The 16,875-nt window shown below is 70.4% G+C and carries 13 protein-coding genes; 7 read left to right on the top strand and 6 right to left on the bottom strand.

Annotated elements, in window-relative coordinates; genetic code table 11:
• Positions 1-120: 120 nt before the first annotated feature.
• The 4 genes from V6U79_RS29195 to V6U79_RS29180 form a co-directional block, all read right to left on the bottom strand.
• Positions 121-1,032: a TIGR03619 family F420-dependent LLM class oxidoreductase gene (locus V6U79_RS29195; RefSeq protein ID WP_334616659.1), complete on the bottom strand. Its 912-nt coding sequence runs from the start codon at positions 1,030-1,032 to the stop codon at positions 121-123.
• An 88-nt stretch (positions 1,033-1,120) separates the two neighbouring features.
• Entirely contained in the window at positions 1,121-2,326 is a 1,206-nt protein-coding gene (locus V6U79_RS29190) for an MFS transporter (RefSeq protein WP_334616658.1), read from the bottom strand.
• Positions 2,327-2,401: 75 nt separating this feature from the next.
• Positions 2,402-3,892: a CoA-acylating methylmalonate-semialdehyde dehydrogenase gene (locus V6U79_RS29185; RefSeq protein ID WP_334616657.1), complete on the bottom strand. Its 1,491-nt coding sequence runs from the start codon at positions 3,890-3,892 to the stop codon at positions 2,402-2,404.
• A complete protein-coding gene (locus V6U79_RS29180; protein WP_334616656.1) occupies positions 3,889-5,178 on the bottom strand; it encodes an aspartate aminotransferase family protein in 1,290 nt (429 codons plus the stop codon). The genes V6U79_RS29185 and V6U79_RS29180 overlap by 4 nt, the downstream gene beginning before the upstream one ends.
• A gap of 125 nt (positions 5,179-5,303) precedes the next feature.
• Between V6U79_RS29180 and V6U79_RS29175 the strand changes: the two genes are divergently transcribed.
• From V6U79_RS29175 to V6U79_RS29155, 5 genes are all read left to right on the top strand, one after another.
• A complete protein-coding gene (locus V6U79_RS29175; protein WP_334616655.1) occupies positions 5,304-6,908 on the top strand; it encodes a PucR family transcriptional regulator in 1,605 nt (534 codons plus the stop codon).
• Positions 6,909-7,145: 237 nt separating this feature from the next.
• Positions 7,146-8,702 (top strand): NCS1 family nucleobase:cation symporter-1, encoded by a 1,557-nt coding sequence (locus V6U79_RS29170; protein WP_334616654.1) that lies wholly within the window; start codon positions 7,146-7,148, stop codon positions 8,700-8,702.
• A complete protein-coding gene (locus V6U79_RS29165; protein WP_334616653.1) occupies positions 8,699-9,541 on the top strand; it encodes a nitrilase-related carbon-nitrogen hydrolase in 843 nt (280 codons plus the stop codon). Before V6U79_RS29170 ends, V6U79_RS29165 begins: the two co-directional genes overlap by 4 nt.
• A complete protein-coding gene (hydA, locus tag V6U79_RS29160) occupies positions 9,538-10,941 on the top strand; it encodes a dihydropyrimidinase (protein ID WP_334616652.1) in 1,404 nt (467 codons plus the stop codon). Before V6U79_RS29165 ends, hydA begins: the two co-directional genes overlap by 4 nt.
• A gap of 12 nt (positions 10,942-10,953) precedes the next feature.
• The gene (locus V6U79_RS29155) at positions 10,954-11,946 is read left to right on the top strand and encodes a TIGR03842 family LLM class F420-dependent oxidoreductase (protein ID WP_334616651.1); all 993 of its coding nucleotides are present in this window, start codon (positions 10,954-10,956) and stop codon (positions 11,944-11,946) included.
• Between the two features lie 59 nt (positions 11,947-12,005).
• Here V6U79_RS29155 and V6U79_RS29150 read toward each other — a convergent pair whose 3' ends face one another.
• On the bottom strand, positions 12,006-12,272 hold the full coding sequence (locus tag V6U79_RS29150; protein ID WP_334616650.1) for an amino acid permease C-terminal domain-containing protein: 267 nt from the start codon (positions 12,270-12,272) through the stop codon (positions 12,006-12,008).
• Positions 12,273-12,363: 91 nt separating this feature from the next.
• A complete protein-coding gene (locus tag V6U79_RS29145) occupies positions 12,364-14,355 on the bottom strand; it encodes a beta-propeller domain-containing protein (RefSeq protein WP_334616649.1) in 1,992 nt (663 codons plus the stop codon).
• 389 nt (positions 14,356-14,744) lie between these two features.
• On the opposite strand from V6U79_RS29145, the gene V6U79_RS29140 reads away from it, so the two are divergent.
• Together V6U79_RS29140 and V6U79_RS29135 are read left to right on the top strand one after the other, a co-directional pair.
• Positions 14,745-15,512 carry a maleylpyruvate isomerase family mycothiol-dependent enzyme gene (locus V6U79_RS29140; protein ID WP_334616648.1) on the top strand — a complete coding sequence of 256 codons (768 nt, stop codon included), beginning with the start codon at positions 14,745-14,747 and terminating at the stop codon, positions 15,510-15,512.
• A 190-nt stretch (positions 15,513-15,702) separates the two neighbouring features.
• Complete coding sequence (locus tag V6U79_RS29135; RefSeq protein WP_334616647.1) at positions 15,703-16,572, top strand: NAD(P)-dependent oxidoreductase; 870 nt, start codon at positions 15,703-15,705, stop codon at positions 16,570-16,572.
• Positions 16,573-16,875: the final 303 nt, after the last annotated feature.

Here is a 16,875-nt window from a genome sequence, read left to right as displayed (position 1 = left end):
ACAGTACGTGCAGCGGCCACCGGCCGGGCCGGTGGTCGCGATCCGGGTGACCGGCTGGTCGGCGTGGTCGGCGGTGGACGCGGCAGCCGACCCGGCCGGGTGAGCGCCGGTCCGGGGGTGTCAGCGGATCGGGGCGAGGGCGTCGAGCACCTCGTCGGCCCGGTGCCGCGACGCCTGCGCGTCGGCGCGGGGTGAGCCGATCTCCGGATCGAAGTTGAGGTCCACGAACAGTTCGGTGATGCCGGCCTCTGCGAGCCGGCCGACATCGGACCGGATCTGCTCGAGCGTGCCGGTGAGCGGCTCGCGCTCGGGCGGGCCCGTCGGGCGTACCCGGACCGCGCCGCGGCAGACGAAGCGCAGTGAGCGGGGATCGCGGCCGGCCTCCGTGGCGGCGGCCCGGACGGTCGCGACCGCCTCGCCGATGCCCGTCAGGTCCGCCTGGCTGCCGCTGACCCAACCGTCGGCGAGCCGGCCCGCCCGGCGCAGCGCCGCGGGCGCGTGGCCGCCGAGCAGGATCGGCGGGTGTGGCCGCTGCACGGGCTTCGGCTCCAGGCGGGTCGGCGGGACCTGGTAGAACTCGCCGCGGTGCTCGGCGACGTCGTCCTGCCAGAGGGCGCGGAGAACGGCGAGGAACTCCTCGGCCCGAGGGCCCCGCCGCTGCTTGCTCACCCCCGTCACCTGGTACTCCTCGTCGGCCCAGCCGAGGCCGAGTCCCACGTCGAGCCGTCCGCCGGCGAGGATGTCGAGAGTCGCGGTCTGCTTGGCCAGCACCACGGGAGAGATGAACGGCATGTTGAGCACCGCGACACCGAGCCGGATGCGCGTGGTGTGGGCGGCCAGGAACGCCAGCGTGGTCAGCGGCTCCTGGACGCTGTGGTACGTCTCGCTCCAGCCGAGGTCGGCGGGGACCAACAGGCGCTGAAATGTCCACAGCGAGTGGTAGCCGAGCTGCTCGGCGCGGCGGGCGACGTGGATCATGTTCTCCGGCGTGGCCCATGAACCGGAGACGGGTGGGGCGAATCCAACCTCCACCCCGGCACAGTACCCAGCGCCGTCGCCGCCCGCCGCAGGAACCGCCAGTCGTCAATTCGCGCGGCGTGCGGCGGTCTGCGTCGCCGGCTCACGCGGCCCGGGCTCGGATGGCCGGTCGGACGATGGCGAGGAACAGGATCAGGGCAGCGGCCTGGATCCCGGCCACGGTGATGACCAGAGCGGTGATCGAGTAGTCGTAGAGGGCGCCGGTGAGCAGCCCACCGACCAGGGTCGCCCCGCCCAACCCGGCGGCGAAGATGCCGTACGCGGTGCCCCGTCGAGCAGCGGGGACGATGTCGGCGATGGCCGCACGCATGGTGGATTCCTGGATGCCGAGCACGGCGCCCCAGGCCAGGACCCCGACGACCGCGGTCGCCGTGGTGGTGGTGAACGCCGCCAGCGGGATCAGGGCGGTCAGGACGGGTACGGCGGCCAGTACCCGGAAGCCGGCCCGGTCGTACAGCCACCCGGAGGCCAGCGCGGCGATCGCGTCGATGCCCATCGCGGCGGCGTACACGACCGGCACCACCGCCACCGGTACGACGTGCCGGGTGGCGAGGTGGAAGCTGAGCACGCCGAAGGTGGCGAAGCCGGCCGTGGTCAGCACCGTGAACGCCAGGTAGGTCCAGAACACGCGGGGCAGCCGGGCGGCCGGCGGGGCCGGCGCCGCGCCGGGTCGCGGGCCCGGCTCGAAGCGACGCGGGTCGGGTACGCCGGCGCGTAGCCACAGCAGCAGGAGCACTCCCGCCACGCCGGGTACGGCCAAGGCGAGGAAAGCGGGTCGGTAGTTCTGCGCGGTGGCGGCCAGTACGGCGGCCACCAGTAGCGGCCCGGCAACGGCGCCGGCCTGGTCGAGGGCCTCGTGAACGGCGAAGCCCTTGCCACGACCGACTGCCGCAGCGGCGTTCGAGAGCATGACATCCCGCGCCGGACCACGGATCGCCTTGCCGGCGCGCTCCGCGATGAACAGCGCCGCGGCAAGCCACAGCGCGGTGGCCAGCCCGAGGGCGGGCACGGCGACCATGGTCACGGCATAGCCGACCAGGACGAGCGGCCAGTAGGCGCGGGTCCGGTCCGCCAGGGGTCCGGTGGCCAGCCGCCCGGCCAGGGCCGTCGCCTCGCCGGCGCCGGTGACCAGCCCGACGACGGTCGCGGACGCGCCGAAGGTGGCCAGGTAGGGGCCGATGACCGACCGGGCGCCCTCGTACACCACGTCCGACAGCAGGCTGACGACACCGAAGGCGGTCACGAACCGCCACGGCGTCCACCTGGTGGTGAGCGCGGTGACTCTCACCCGTGCAGTCTGGCCCACCGGCAGGCTGCCCGGGCGTGGATCGGCCCAGCGGCCCCAGTCCGCCGACGAGCCCGCTCAGCTGTTCTGTGGGAAGCCGAGGTTCACGCCGCCGTGGGACGGATCGAGCCACCGGCTGGTGACCACCTTGGCCCTGGTGAAGAAGTGCACGCCGTGCGGCCCGTACGCGTGCGAGTCACCGAACAGTGAGTCCTTCCAACCCCCGAACGAGTAGTACGAGACGGGAACCGGGATCGCCACGTTGACGCCGACCATGCCGACCTCGATCTCGTTCTGGTACCGCCGGGCGGCGCCGCCGTCGTTGGTGAAGATGGCGGTGCCGTTGCCGTACGGGTTGGCGTTCACCACTTCGACCGCCGCGTCGTAGCTGGGGACCCGTACCACCGAGAGCACCGGACCGAAGATCTCGTCGGTGTAGATGGACATGTCCACGTCGACGTGGTCGAAGAGGGTCGGCCCCAGCCAGAAGCCGGCGTCGTCACCGTCGATCGGATGACCGCGTCCGTCGACCACCAGCTTCGCCCCCGCGGACCGGCCGGCGTCCAGATATGACCGCACCCGGTCGCGGTGCGCCCCGGTGACCAACGGTCCCATCTCGCAGCCCGGGCGGCGACCGTCGCCGACCTGCACTCCGGCGATCCGCTCGCTGATCTTGCCGACCAGCTCATCGCCGACCGGATCCACCGCCACGACGACGGAGATCGCCATGCAGCGCTCACCGGCCGAGCCGAAACCGGCCGAGACGGCGGCGTCCGCGGCGAGGTCGAGGTCGGCGTCGGGCAGCACCACCATGTGGTTCTTCGCGCCGCCGAGCGCCTGCACCCGCTTGCCGTTGCGCGTACCGGTCTCGTAGACGTACCGGGCGATCGGCGTCGACCCGACGAACGAGACCGCCTTGATCTCCGGATGCGCGAGGATCCGGTCGACCGCCTCCTTGTCGCCGTGCACGACGTTGAACACGCCGTCCGGCAGCCCTGCCTCGGCGAAGAGCTCCGCCAGGAAGTTCGCCGCGGAGGGGTCCTTCTCGCTCGGCTTCAGCACCACGGTGTTGCCGCAGGCGATGGCGTTGGGCACGAACCACAGCGGCACCATCGCCGGGAAGTTGAACGGGGAGATCACCCCGACCACGCCGAGCGGCTGCTGGATCGAGTACACGTCCACCCTGGTCGAGGCGTTCTCGCTGAACCCGCCCTTGAGCAACTGCGGGATGCCGCAGGCGAACTCCACCGCCTCCAGCGCACGCTGTATCTCGCCCGCCGCGTCGGAGAGCACCTTGCCGTGCTCGGCGGTGATGATCTCGGCGAGTTCGGACTTCCGGGCGTTGAGCAGTTCGCGGAACGAGAACATCACGTTCGCCCGGTGGGCGAGGGAGGCGTTGCGCCACCGGGAGAAGGCTTCGCCGGCGGCGCTGACCGCCTCGTCGACGTCCGAGGCGCTGGCGAAGTCGACCTGCCCGCCGACCTGACCCGTCGCGGGGTCGTACACGTCGCCCGTGCGCTGGGCGGTGCCGGTCCACGCCTTGCCGCCGATCCAGTGCGTGATCCTCACGTCGACACCGCCTCGATCGCCTCGGCGAGGATGCCCAGCGCCTCGTCGGCCTCGTCCTCGGTGAGCGTCATCGGCGGCGCCAGCCGGATCACGTTGCCGTGCAGGCCGCCCTTGCCGACCAGCAGTCCGCGACCGCGCGTCTCCTCCAACAGGGCGGTTGCGGCCGCGGGGTCGGGTTCGCCGGCCGGGCCGACGAGTTCGAGGGCGAGCATCAGACCCTTGCCGCGTACGTCGCCGACCACCGGATGCGTCGCGGCGACCGAGCGAAGGCCGTGGATCAGGCGGTTTCCCAGCTTCGCGGCGTTCGCCTGCAGGTCGTGGTCGAGGAGGTAGTCGAGGGTGGCGAGGGCCCCCGCGGTGGAGATCGGGTTGCCACCGAAGGTGGAGATCGAGTTGGCCCGCAGGCAGTCCATGAGTTCCGCGCGCGCGACGACACCGCCGATCGCCAGGCCGTTGCCGAGTCCTTTGGCGAAGGTCATCGCGTCCGGCACGACGTCGTGCGCCTGGATGCCCCAGAAGTGCTCGCCGGTGCGGCCCCAACCCGTCTGGACCTCGTCGGAGACGAGCAGGATGCCGTACTCGTCCAGCACCTTCCTGAACTCGCGGAACAGGCCGTCGGGCGGGGAGGCGAACCCGCCCACACCCTGGATCGGCTCGACGATCATGCACGCGACGTCGCCGGCGGTCGCGGTCTCGATCACCTCGCGCAGGTCGGCGACGCACGCCTTGACGTAGTCGGCGTCCGACAGGTCCTTGAAGGGGCTGCGGTACCGGTAGCCACCGTGCACCCAGCTCACCCTGACCGGGCTGAGCTCACTGGCCGACCATCCGCGGATGCCGGTGATCGCGACGGTGGCGAACGCGCGCCCGTGGTACGAGTTGCGCAGCGCGAGCACCTGCCCGCTGCGCCGGTACTGCGTGGCGAGCATCAACGCGGTCTCGTTGGCCTCGGTGCCCGAGTTCGTGAAGAACACCTTCGCGTCCGGGATCCCGGACAGCTGCGCGATCTTCTCGGCGAGCGCGACCTGCGACTCGATCAGGTACAGCGTCGAGGAGTGCAGCACGCCGGTGTCGATCTGCGCGCGGACCGCGTCGCTGATCTCGGCCACGTCGTAGCCGACCGAGTTGGTGAGAATGCCGCCGAAGAAGTCGAGGTACGTGCGGCCCTCGCGATCGGTCACCCGACGACCGCGCGCGCTGGCGATCTCGATCGGCTCCTCGTAGTAGAGGGCCAGCCACTTCGGCAGCACGGACCGGTGTCGATGCAGCAGCTCCCGATGCGCCATCGCGTCCTCCGTATCTCGTACCTCAGCCGAGTGTCCCGAGACTTCGGTGTCCGCCGCCACCGACAACCTGTACGGGTCGGTATCGATGGCGCTACGTTGTGTGCAACCGTCGCAGGGGAGGCGGCATGTACCCCACGGTCGCAGAAGCGGTGGCGCTGCCCGTGATCCGGCGCGGTCGGCCCCGCGTCGTCGCGGGGTCCGCCGGCATGCAGCGACCCGTCCGCTGGGTCCACGCGGCGGAGGTCGCCGACATCGCTCATCTGCTGCGCGGCGGCGAGCTCGTGCTGACCACCGGCATCGCGCTGCCGGACGAGGAAACGGCCCTGACGGCGTACGTGGACGACCTGGCCGCGGTCGGCGCGGCGGGGCTCGTGGTGGAGTTGGTCCGGCGCTGGAGCGACCACGTGCCGGACGCGCTGGTGGCGGCCGCGGAACGACACGGGCTTCCATTGATCACGCTGGCGCGGGAGACCCAGTTCGTGTCCGTCACGGAGGCGGTCGTGGCGTTGATCGTGGACGCGCAGCTCGCCGAGCTGCGGGCGGCTGAGCAGGTGCACGAGACGTTCACCGCGCTCACGGTCGCCGGGGCGGAGCCGGCCGAGGTGTTGCGCGAGGTCGCGAGGATCTCCGGGCTGCCGGTCGTCCTGGAGACGCTGGGGCACGACGTGCTCGCGTACGACGCGGCCGGGCAGGACCCGATCGAGCTGCTGACCGACTGGGGGCGGCGATCCCGGTCCGTGGCGGTGTCCCAACGGACCGCCTACGACGAGGAAGCCGGCTGGCTGATCACCGCGGTCGGCGCGCAGGGCGCCGACTGGGGACGGCTGGTGCTGCTCTCGCCCGCCCCTCCCCCGCACCGTCACGTGGTGGTCGCGGAGCGGGCCGCGTCGGCACTGGCGGTGCACCGGCTCGTGGCACGGGATCGGGAGAGCCTGGAGCGGCAGACGCACCGGATGTTGCTCGCGCAACTGCTCGGCCAGGCCCTGCCTCCTCCTGATCTGACCACCCGGGCCGCCGCGTTGGGCGTCGCGCTGGAGCGGCGGAAACTGGTCGGGGTGGCGATCCGGCCGGGGAGCATCACGCCGCGCGCCCCCGCACTGGCCACGCAGGAGGTGTTGCGGGACCTCGCGGAGGCCACCGCGTTGGCCGCTCGGCGGGTGAGCGTGCCGGCGTTGGTGGGCGTCGTGGACGACACCAGCGTGCGCGCATTGTTGTCGTTGCCCGCGCAGGCGGCGGTCGACGCGGTCCTGCGGCGCCTGGCCAGAGAGGTGCACCGCTCGGCTGCCAGTGCCGTGGTGGTGGCCGTAGGGACGACGGTGTCGCAGGTGTCGGACGTGCGGCGCAGTCTGGGAGAGGCCGCGCACGTCGCCGGTGCCGCGCTGCGCTCCCCCGGCACCCAGCTCTACCACCGCTTGGATGACGTGCGACTGCGTGGTTTGCTGCACCTGCTGCGCGAGGACGAGCGCGTCCGGGCCTTCGCGCACCGGGAGCTCGGACCCCTGTTGGCGCGCGACGACAGCCAGGGCAGCCGGCTGGTGGAGCTGCTGCGCTGCTTCTGCGAGCAGGGCGGGAACAAGTCGGCGGCGGCCGCCGTGGCGCACCTGTCGCGTACGGCCTACTACCAGCAGCTGTCGCGGATCGCGCAGGTGCTCGGGGTGTCGCTGGAGGACCCGGAGTCGATGTTGTCGTTGTACGTGGCGCTGCTGGTGCACGAACTCGACGACGCCTGACAGGTCAAGGGTCCGGCAGGAGGCCCGAATCCATCCACCGCGGCGATTGACAGCTCCGCGCGAACGTGCCCGTGGACAGAGTGTGCCCTGATCATGGCAAGCGTGGACACTTTGCCGCTGCCCGTGACGGGTCCGGGACACCCACCATTCCGGTAAAGATCGTGCTGATCCGCCCCCACCCGCAGCACGCGCCGGTTCGACGGCCACTGTTGCGGCAGCGTGACAGGGAGGTGACCGATGGCCGTTGAACCCCTGCCCCCCGCCGACACCACCGCGGCCGAGCCGGGCACACAGATCACCCATCCGGACGGCCGAGTCGAGTTGCGTGACTTCTCGACGATCGCCGACAGCCGCTACTTCAACGAGGAACTCGCCCCGGTTCCCATCGAAAAGCGCACCTGGAACACGTACAACTTCGCGGCGCTGTGGATCGGCATGGCGCACAACATCCCCACCTATCTGCTCGCCGCCGGGCTCATCCAGCTCGGCATGAACTGGGTGCAGGCATTCCTCACGATCACGCTGGGCAACCTGCTCGTCCTGATCCCGATGCTGTTGAACAGCCACGCGGGCACGAAGTACGGCATCCCCTTCCCGGTCTTCGCCCGCGCGTTCTACGGCGTCCGCGGCGCGAATCTCCCGGCCCTGCTGCGCGCCTTCATCGCGTGCGGCTGGTTCGGCATCCAGACCTGGATCGGCGGCGAGGCGATCTACGCGATCGCCGGCAAGCTGCTGGGCTCCTGGTGGGTCGACGCGGCGACGGTGATGGACTACCCGTGGACGCTGTGGGCCTCGTTCCTCCTGTTCTGGGCGATCGAGATGGCGATCATCTGGCGGGGCATGGACACCCTGCGGCGCTTCGAGAACTGGGCCGCCCCGTTCGTCATCGTGGTCGCCGTCGCCCTGCTGATCTGGGTGCTGGTCGAGGCGGGCGGGCTCGGCCCGATCCTGTCCGAGCCGTCGAAGCTGGGGTGGGGCGCCGACTTCTGGAAGCTGTTCGCGCCGTCACTGATGGGGATGATCGCCTTCTGGGCGACGCTGTCGCTGAACATCCCCGACTTCACCCGGTTCGGCGGCAGTCAGCGGCAGCAGGCGTACGGCCAAGTCCTCGGCCTGCCGACCACGATGTCGTTCTTCGCCATCCTGTCGATCATGATCACCTCGGGCACGGCCGTCATCTACGGCGAGGCGATCTGGGACCCCATCCAGCTCGCGGCCAAGTTCGACAACCCGGTGGTCGTCGCGCTCGGCCTGTTCACCGTCGTGGTCGCCACGCTGTCGGTGAACGTCGCGGCGAACACGGTCAGCCCGGCGTACGACTTCTCCAACGCCGCGCCCCGGCTGGTGAGCTTCCGGACCGGGGGCCTGATCACCGGCGTGCTCGGCATCCTGATCCAGCCGTGGCGCCTGGTGCAGGACCCCAACATCTACATCTTCGTCTGGCTCGGGTTCTACGGCGGCCTGCTCGGCGCGGTCGCCGGCGTACTCATCGCCGGGTACTGGATCCGCTACCGCACCAGCCTCCAACTGCCGGCCCTCTACCGCCCCGAGGGCAGGTACTGGTTCTCCGGCGGGTGGAACTGGGCCGCCATCGTCGCCACCGTCGTCGGCGCGGTCCTCGCGGTGGGTGGCGCCTACTCCGCACCCGGCAAGGGGCCGTTCCCGTCCGACGGGCTCATCCCGTTGCTCAAGCCGCTCTACGACTACAGCTGGGTGGTCGGTCTGATCGCCGGGTTCCTCGTCTATCTGGCGCTGTCGATGCCGCGCACCGCGCACGCGAAGGAGGAAAAATGAGCAACATCATCCGAGCCGGGCTGGTGCAGCAGAAGTGGACCGGCGACAAGGAGTCGATGATCGCAGGAGCGGTCGAGGCCATCCGCAGCGCCGCCTCGCAGGGCGCACAGGTGGTCTGCCTGCAGGAGTTGTTCTACGGCCCGTACTTCTGCCAGATCCAGGACGCGGACTACTACTCGTACACGGAGGCCATCCCGGACGGGCCGACGACCGCGCTGATGCGCGAGGTCGCCGAGCAGCACGGCGTGGTGCTGATCGTGCCGATGTACGAGCAGGAGCAGCCCGGTGTCTACTACAACACCGCCGCGGTGATCGACGCCGACGGCACCTACCTCGGCAAGCACCGGAAGAACCACATTCCGCAGGTGAAGGGGTTCTGGGAGAAGTTCTACTTCCGGCCGGGAAACCTCGGCTATCCGGTGTTCGACACCGCTGTGGGACGCATCGGCGTCTACATCTGTTACGAGCGGCACTTCCCCGAGGGCTGGCGGGCGCTCGGCCTGGCCGGTGCGAAGATCGTTTTCAACCCGTCGGCGACCAGCCGCGGCCTGTCGGAGTACCTGTGGCGGCTGGAGCAGCCGGCGGCGGCGGTGGCGAACGAGTACTACGTCGGCACCATCAACCGGGTCGGTGTGGAGCCGCTGGGCGACAACGACTTCTACGGCCAGTCCTACTTCGTCGACCCGCGGGGTCAGTTGGTCGGCGACGCCGCCTCGGACACCGAGGAGGAGGTCGTCGTCCGCGACCTCGACATGGACAGGCTGGCCGAGGTCCGCGACCTGTGGGCCTTCTACCGCGACCGCCGTCCCGACACGTACGGATCGCTGGTGACGCCGTGAGCATCGTCATCCGCAACGGAACGATCGTCAACGCCACCGGGGCGTACCCGGCGGACGTGCTGGTCGAGGGCGAGCGGATAGCGGCGCTCGCCGCGCCCGACTCGGGTCTGGCCGAGCAGTGGGCGGCCGGTGCCGAGCGCGTGATCGACGCCGCCGGGAAGTACGTGGTGCCGGGCGGCATCGACGGCCACACCCACATGGAGATGCCGTTCGGCGGCACGTTCTCGGCGGACAATTTCGAGACCGGGACGATCGCCGCGGCCTGGGGCGGCACGACGACCATCGTCGATTTCGCCGTACAGGGCAAGGGCACGTCCGTGCTAGCCGCGTTGGACAAGTGGCACAGCAAGGCCGACGGCAACTGCGCGATCGACTACGCGTTCCACATGATCGTTTCGGACGTCAACGACACGTCGCTGAAGGAGATGGAGGCCTGCATCGACGCGGGCGTCAACACGTTCAAGATGTTCATGGCCTATCCGGGGGTCTTCTACGCCACCGACGGGGAGATCCTGCGGGCGATGCAGAAGGCCCGAGACACCGGGTCGATGATCATGATGCACGCGGAGAACGGCATCGCCATCGACCAGCTCGTCGCGCAGGCGCTGGCCAACGGCCAGACCGACCCGGTGCAGCACGGCCTGACCCGGCCGCCCGAGCTGGAGGGTGAGGCCACCTCGCGGGCGATCGCGCTGGCCAAGGTCACCGGCGCGCCGCTGTACATCGTGCACCTGTCCGCCGCGCACGCCCTGGACGCCGTCACCCAGGCCCGCGACACCGGGCAGAACGTGTTCGCCGAGACCTGCCCGCAGTACCTGTTCCTCTCACTGGAGGATCTGGCCAGGCCCGACTTCGAGGGCGCGAAGTACGTCGCCTCTCCCCCGCTGCGCCCCCGGGAGCACCAGGCGGAACTGTGGCGGGGCCTGCGCACCAACGACCTGTCGCTGGTCTCCACCGACCACTGCCCCTTCTGCTTCAAGGACCAGAAGGAGCTGGGCCGGGGAGACTTCTCCAAGATCCCTAACGGGATGCCCGGCGTCGAGCACCGGATGGACCTGCTCTATCAGGGCGTCGTGAAGGGCGAGATCACCCTGCCGCGCTGGGTGGAGATCAGCTCCACCACGCCCGCCCGGATGTTCGGCCTCTACCCGCGCAAGGGCGTCATCGCGCCGGGCGCCGACGCGGACATCACGGTGTACGACCCCACGGCCCAGCAGACCATATCGGCCAGCACGCACCACATGAACGTGGACTACTCCGCGTACGAGGGCATGGAGCTGACCGGGAAGGTCACCACCGTGCTGTCCCGCGGTCGGGTCGTGGTCGACGACAACGCCTTCCACGGCGCCGCCGGACACGGCAGGTTCCTGAAGCGCGATCTCAGTCAGTACCTGGTTTGAGAAGGAGGAGCGGTGGACTTCGGTGTCGTACTGCAGACCGACCCGCCGGCTCGCGACGTCGTCGCCGGCCTCACCGCCGCCGAGGACAACGGGTTCCGCTACGGGTGGACGTTCGACTCCTGCGTGCTGTGGCAGGAGCCGTTCGTCATCTACTCGCAGGTCCTCGCCGCGACCAAGCACCTGATCGTCGGGCCGATGGTGACCAACCCGAGCACCCGCGACTGGTCGGTCACCGCGTCGCTCTTCGCCACGCTCAACGACATGTTCGGCAACCGCACGGTGTGCGGGATCGGCCGCGGCGACTCGGCCCGGCGGGTCATCGGCCAGCCGCCGGCGAGCCTGGCCACGCTGAAGGACGCGATGCACGTGATCAAAGAGCTGGCCGAAGGCAACGAGGTCGCACACCACGGCACGCCGGTGCGCATCCCGTGGGTGCGCGACGGCCGGCTGGAGATCTGGATGGCCGCCTACGGCCCGAAAGCGCTGCGGCTGGTCGGCGAGCAGGCCGACGGCTTCATCCTGCAGACGGCCGATCCCGACATCGCCCGCTGGACAATCGGCTCGGTACGCGACGCGGCCACCGCAGCAGGTCGAGATCCCGACTCGATCACGATGTGCGTGGCCGCGCCGGCCTACGTGGGCACGAACCTCGCGCACCAACGGGATCAGCTGCGCTGGTTCGGCGGCATGGTCGGCAACCACGTGGCCGACCTGGTCGCCCGCTACGGCGACTCCGGGGTCGTGCCGAAGGCGCTCACCGACTACATCAGGGGCCGCGAGGGCTACGACTACGCACACCACGGCCGCGCCGGCAATCCGTCCACCGACTTCGTGCCCGACGAGATCGTCGACCGGTTCTGCCTCGTCGGCCCCGAATCGGCTCACGTCGACAGGCTCCAGGAGCTCAAGGAGCTCGGCGTGCACAACTTCGCCCTCTACCTCATGCACGACGACAAGGAGAGGACCCTCACCTCGTACGGCAAGAACGTGATCACGCAGGTCTGACCCGCCGGCCGCGCCGCCGGCGTACGCGCCGGGAGTCCTCGGCGGGGACGATCAGGCGGTCATTGCGGCGGGGGCGACGCGGAGCCGAAGCCGGTGTCGAGGTCCGGCTGGCCAGGCATCGGCGGGCGGTCCTGCCCGTCGTGGGCGAGGCGACTGCGACGACGGACGTAGAGGAAGTAGACGAGGAACCCCAGCGCCATCCAGGCGAAGAACCGCAGCCAGGTCTCGACGGTGAGGAACAGCATCAGCACGGCGCAGGCGACCATCGCGAGCACCGGAATCACCGGCCCCCAGGGGACGCGGAAGCCGCAAGGCAGGTCCGGCAAACCTGGCGCGCCGTGCCAGCCGTGCCGGGCGACCTCCTCGCGCTCACCCGCGCGCTCGCGGACCCGCCCGACCCGGACACCACCCTGCCGGTCACGCCGTACGCAGCCAGCCGAGGGTCTTCATGGTGGAGAGGCTGGTCGCCTTGAGGCCGGCGTCGGAAACGGTCCAGAGGACGCCGTCGACCACCAGTGACCGGCGGATCGGCGTCAGATCCTCGGGACGCCCCGAGCCCAGCGTGTGGTCGACCGTGCCGACCTCGGTGAACCCGCCGTCGCCGACTCGCAGCGCCAGCGCCACGTTGCTCGGCAGGCCCGGGCTGCCCGCCACCCGCTGGTCGTTCACCGCACCAGGCTCGCCCACGGCGCCCGCGTTATGGACGGTCAGTGGGACCACGACCAGTCGTTCGGGCGGCCAGTAGAGGAACGCGTGCGGGTCGAACTCCGCCTCGGAGTGCCCCTGCTCGACGTGATGCTGGGCGATCCGGGTCGGCTCGGCCGGATCGGAGACGTCGAAGAGCGAGAGCTGGGTGCCCTGGACACGGCCCTGGTCGGACGCCTCCTGCCCGACACCGAGCAGCCGTCCTTCGCCGGCCGGGTGCAGGTACGCCGAATACCCGTTGATCTTCAGTTCGCCGCTCACCGTCGGCGCCCCCGGATCACGCAGATCGACGGTGTAGAGCGGGTCGGTCTGCCGGAAGGTGACGACGTACCCGGTGCCGCCGACGAACCGCACCGCGTAGATCCGTTCCCCCTTGCCCAGTCCGGTGACCTTGCCGACCTGGGTCAGCGCCGTGCCGTCGGCGCGCAGGACGTGCACGCCGGACGTCGAGTTCGGCCTGTCGCCCCAGGTACGGCCACTGGTGGTGGCCACCCTCAGGTGCCCGTCCCACTCCGACATGGCGTACTGGTTGACGAGCCAGCCCGGTACGGACGCGGCGGCGACGTACCGCGGGGCACCCGCGCCCGAGATGTCGAACTGATAGATCTCGGTGGTCTCGTCCCTGGGATCGGGTGCGATGTTCCGCGCGGTCAGCATCGGCAGCACCCGCCAGCGCTGGTCGTTGGCGACGTACAGCCGGGGTCCGTTGCTGTAGACGGTGTCGCCGTCGGCGATCACGGTGACCGGGTCGCCGGCGCCGAGCGTGGCCGCGCCGAGGTCGAAGCTGAGCACGGTCACCAGCGACGTGCCGGAGTAGGCGGCCGGCCGGCTCACCCGTTCGCAGCCGACCTGTCCCGCGCTGGTTCGCCCGCCGGAGGTGACCTCGTACCGGGGCAGCCAGTCGTCGGCGGTGGCGTTGTCGATGATCTCGCGGTTGGCGGCGGTGCGCTGCGCATCGGTGGCCCGTTCCCGGTACGGGAAGTTCAGCCGGGGCGCGGAGCGGACCACGACCCGGACAGTCGTGCCCACCTGGCGGGCGTCCACCAGATCGCCGTCGATCCGGTACTCGCCAATGATCTTCGGCTCGCCGGACAGGTCGACCATGATCAGCCGGGGGCCGACGATGCCGTCCGGCAACGGGGCGTCGCGCGGGCCTCCCTCGGGGACGGCCGGTTTCCCCATCCCGGCCCACCCGTCGCGGCGCAGCACCAGCGCCCGGTCACCGCGCAGCAGCAGGCCGTCCTCGGCCCCGCCAGATTCATCGGCACCCGGCGCCAGTTCCAGCTCTCCGGTCAGCCGGCGAGTGGCCGGGTCGACCACGTACAGCTTGCCGTGGCTCACCGTGACGATCCGCCTGCCGTCGGTCTTGACCAGGTCCGGTTCATCGACCCCGGCCTCGTGCGTGTTGGTGCCCGAGTAACCCTTGGCCGCCGCGTCCGCCCGCCCCGCCGCGCCCGCCGCGGCGGGCGCGGCAGCCGCTTCGGCGCGGCCGAAGGTACGGATGTCCCCGTTCGACCCGAACCCCCAGGGCCCGACGTACGCCTTGGCAGCCGTCTTCAGCTGCCGTAGCGCCTCCGGGCAGGAGTCGAACGCGACGAGCCGGAACCCGCCGGCCGGCACTCCCCGGTCCCGGGGCGGCGCGGGGACCGGCTCCGCCGTACAGCCGGTGACCAGCGCCAGGCCGGCGGCCAGGGCCAGTCCCATGAGGCGAGCGGGAGTCATGACTCGGGGGACGCCGGGGGCGGCCGTTGGCTGGGGTACGTGGGTGCTGCTACCCGTCATGGCCCCTACGACGTGGCTGCCCCGCGCCGGGTTCCCAGCATGTGTCGGTCGCTCAGTCGGCGGCGGCGCGACCCATCTCGGCGAGGATCCCGGTGCCCTGACCGAGCTCGATCAGTCCGGATCCCGCCGGTAGCACGGATCTCGACGCCATGATCCTTGGGCTCGGTCAGAAACTCATCCTGTTCGGCGTCGCCGTCGCACAGAGCCTGATCGAGTACGGCCCGCTCGGCCGACCCGCGTGCAGCGACAGTCGTGCCGGCCGCACCTACGCGACCGTGCAACTCGGGGTACATCGGCTCTAACATGCCGCCATGCCGACACACTTGAGCTTGGAAGATCACCTCGCGGCTCTTGTCCGCAGCGGCGCCGCACTCCGCGAGGCGGCTGCCGCAGCCGGGTTTGATGCAACGGTACCCACATGTCCCGGCTGGGACGTCACCGAACTCGTGACCCATCAGAGCATGGTGCACAGATGGGCGGCGGCGAACCTGCGCGGCGACACCGACCACGACACCTCAGCGTCACAAGCCGAGGGCAAGAGTGCCGCCGATGTGCTCCGCTGGTACTCGGACGGCCTCTCCGCGCTGGTCGATACCTTGCAAGCGACAGCGGAGGACGCCCATGCAGCAGTGTTCCTCAAGGACGCCCCACCGCCGCGCCGATTCTGGGCGCGGCGCCAGGCCCACGAGACGACCATCCACAGCGTAGACGCGATCTCGGCCGTCCATGGACGGTGGCCGACAGCGTCGGACGTAGACCTCGATCCGGTGCTGGCTGCCGACGGGATCGATGAGCTTTTGACAGGCTTCATCACTCGAGGAAAGGGCCGGCTCCACTCAACCGAGCCGTACGCCGTGATGGTGAGGACCGACGACACCGGTCATGCCTGGACGGTACGGATCAGTGAAGGCCCAATCGTGACGACCCCAATCGCGGCCAAGCGGGCGGACGTGGTGTTCTCCGGCACCGCAGTGCAGGTCTACCTGAGCCTCTGGAACCGCGCGGACGAGATCACAACGGAGGGCCGATCCGACGTCGTCGACCAGTGGCGATCACAGATCCAGATTCGCTGGAGCTGACGTGACGAACGATCCCACAGCCAGTTGTCGACGAAGCGCGTCTGCCCTGTCGCCACCGGGTACGACAAGACCGGCGCACGGATGATGACGCCAGAGCCGGGCAGCCACCCGGCCAGCGGACCGGTGACGCGGTCGGTGACAAGTCGGTTGAACCGCGCCAACCGTTCGGGGAAGTTGGCAGGATGGGGCCATGGCCACGGTCGCTGTGATCGGTCTGGGTGGGATGGGCAGCCGGATTGCGGGGCGGCTGCTCGATGCCGGCCATGACCTCGTTGTCTGGAACCGCACCACACACCGGGCCAGCGACCTTGTGGCGCGTGGCGCGGTCGCTGCCGACAGCCCGGCATCTGCTGCCCGCCAGGCCGCCCTGGTCATCACCGTGTTGTCCGACCCGGCGGCGCTCCAATCGGTGGCCTCGGGCCCGCAGGGCATCCTCGCCGGTGCCACCGCTTCGACGACGCTCGTTGAGATGTCCACGGTCGGGCCAGCTGCCGTGCGACGGTTCGCAGGGATGCTGCCGGATGGTGTTGACCTCCTCGATGCGCCGGTGCTGGGCAGCGTCTCGGAGGCCGAGTCGGGGTCGCTACGGATATTCGTCGGAGGGCCCGAGCCGATTGTCCAACGGTGGATGCCGGTGTTGGGCGCGCTCGGCTCGCCGATGCATGTCGGGCCCCTCGGTGCCGGCGCGGCCGCCAAGCTGGTCGCCAATTCGACCCTCTTCGGGGTGCTCGCTGTCGTCGGTGAGGCGCTCGCTCTCGCGGATGGGCTTGGTCTGCCGCGTGACGTCGCGTTCGAGGTCCTGTCCGCGACTCCCGTCGGCTCGCAAGCGGATCGACGGCGGCCAGCGATCGAGTCGGGTCAGTTCCCGCTCCGGTTCGCGCTGTCACTCGCCCGTAAGGACGCCGATCTGGTCGTGTCGGCCGCCGAGGCGGCAGGTGTCGATCTGCCGGTCGCGGCGGCCGCCAGGCAGTGGGTCGTGGCAGCCCAGAAAGCCGGCCTCGGCGACCGGGACTACTCGGCCGTACTCGCGCACATCACCGACACTGCCCGATCAGCCTGAACACCCGCCGCAGGCAGGCCGGTCAGGTGGCGGTTGAACTCCGGCTGCACGGTTCAGCTGGGTCGACTCAGCCGCTCCCAGGTGCGGCGCCGGTCCACCCGCACCGGGTTGTGATCCGCGTTCCGGATGCGCCGCCGGCACACCCACCGGCTCGACGACACCCGGCCACAACGAGTCACCATGGCCGGTGTCGGCTGTTACCGTCGGGTCCGTGCCCGCCGAGGAGATCCGGCATCGGGTCGGGTCGGCCCGGGTGGCCCGGCTGACCACCGTCGGAGCGGATGGACGTCCCCACCTGGTGCC

Origin of the sequence: Micromonospora psammae (assembly GCF_036902725.1) — a bacterium.
Taxonomy (GTDB): Bacteria; Actinomycetota; Actinomycetes; order Mycobacteriales; family Micromonosporaceae; genus Micromonospora.
This window is presented reverse-complemented; position numbering and strand designations above follow the sequence as displayed.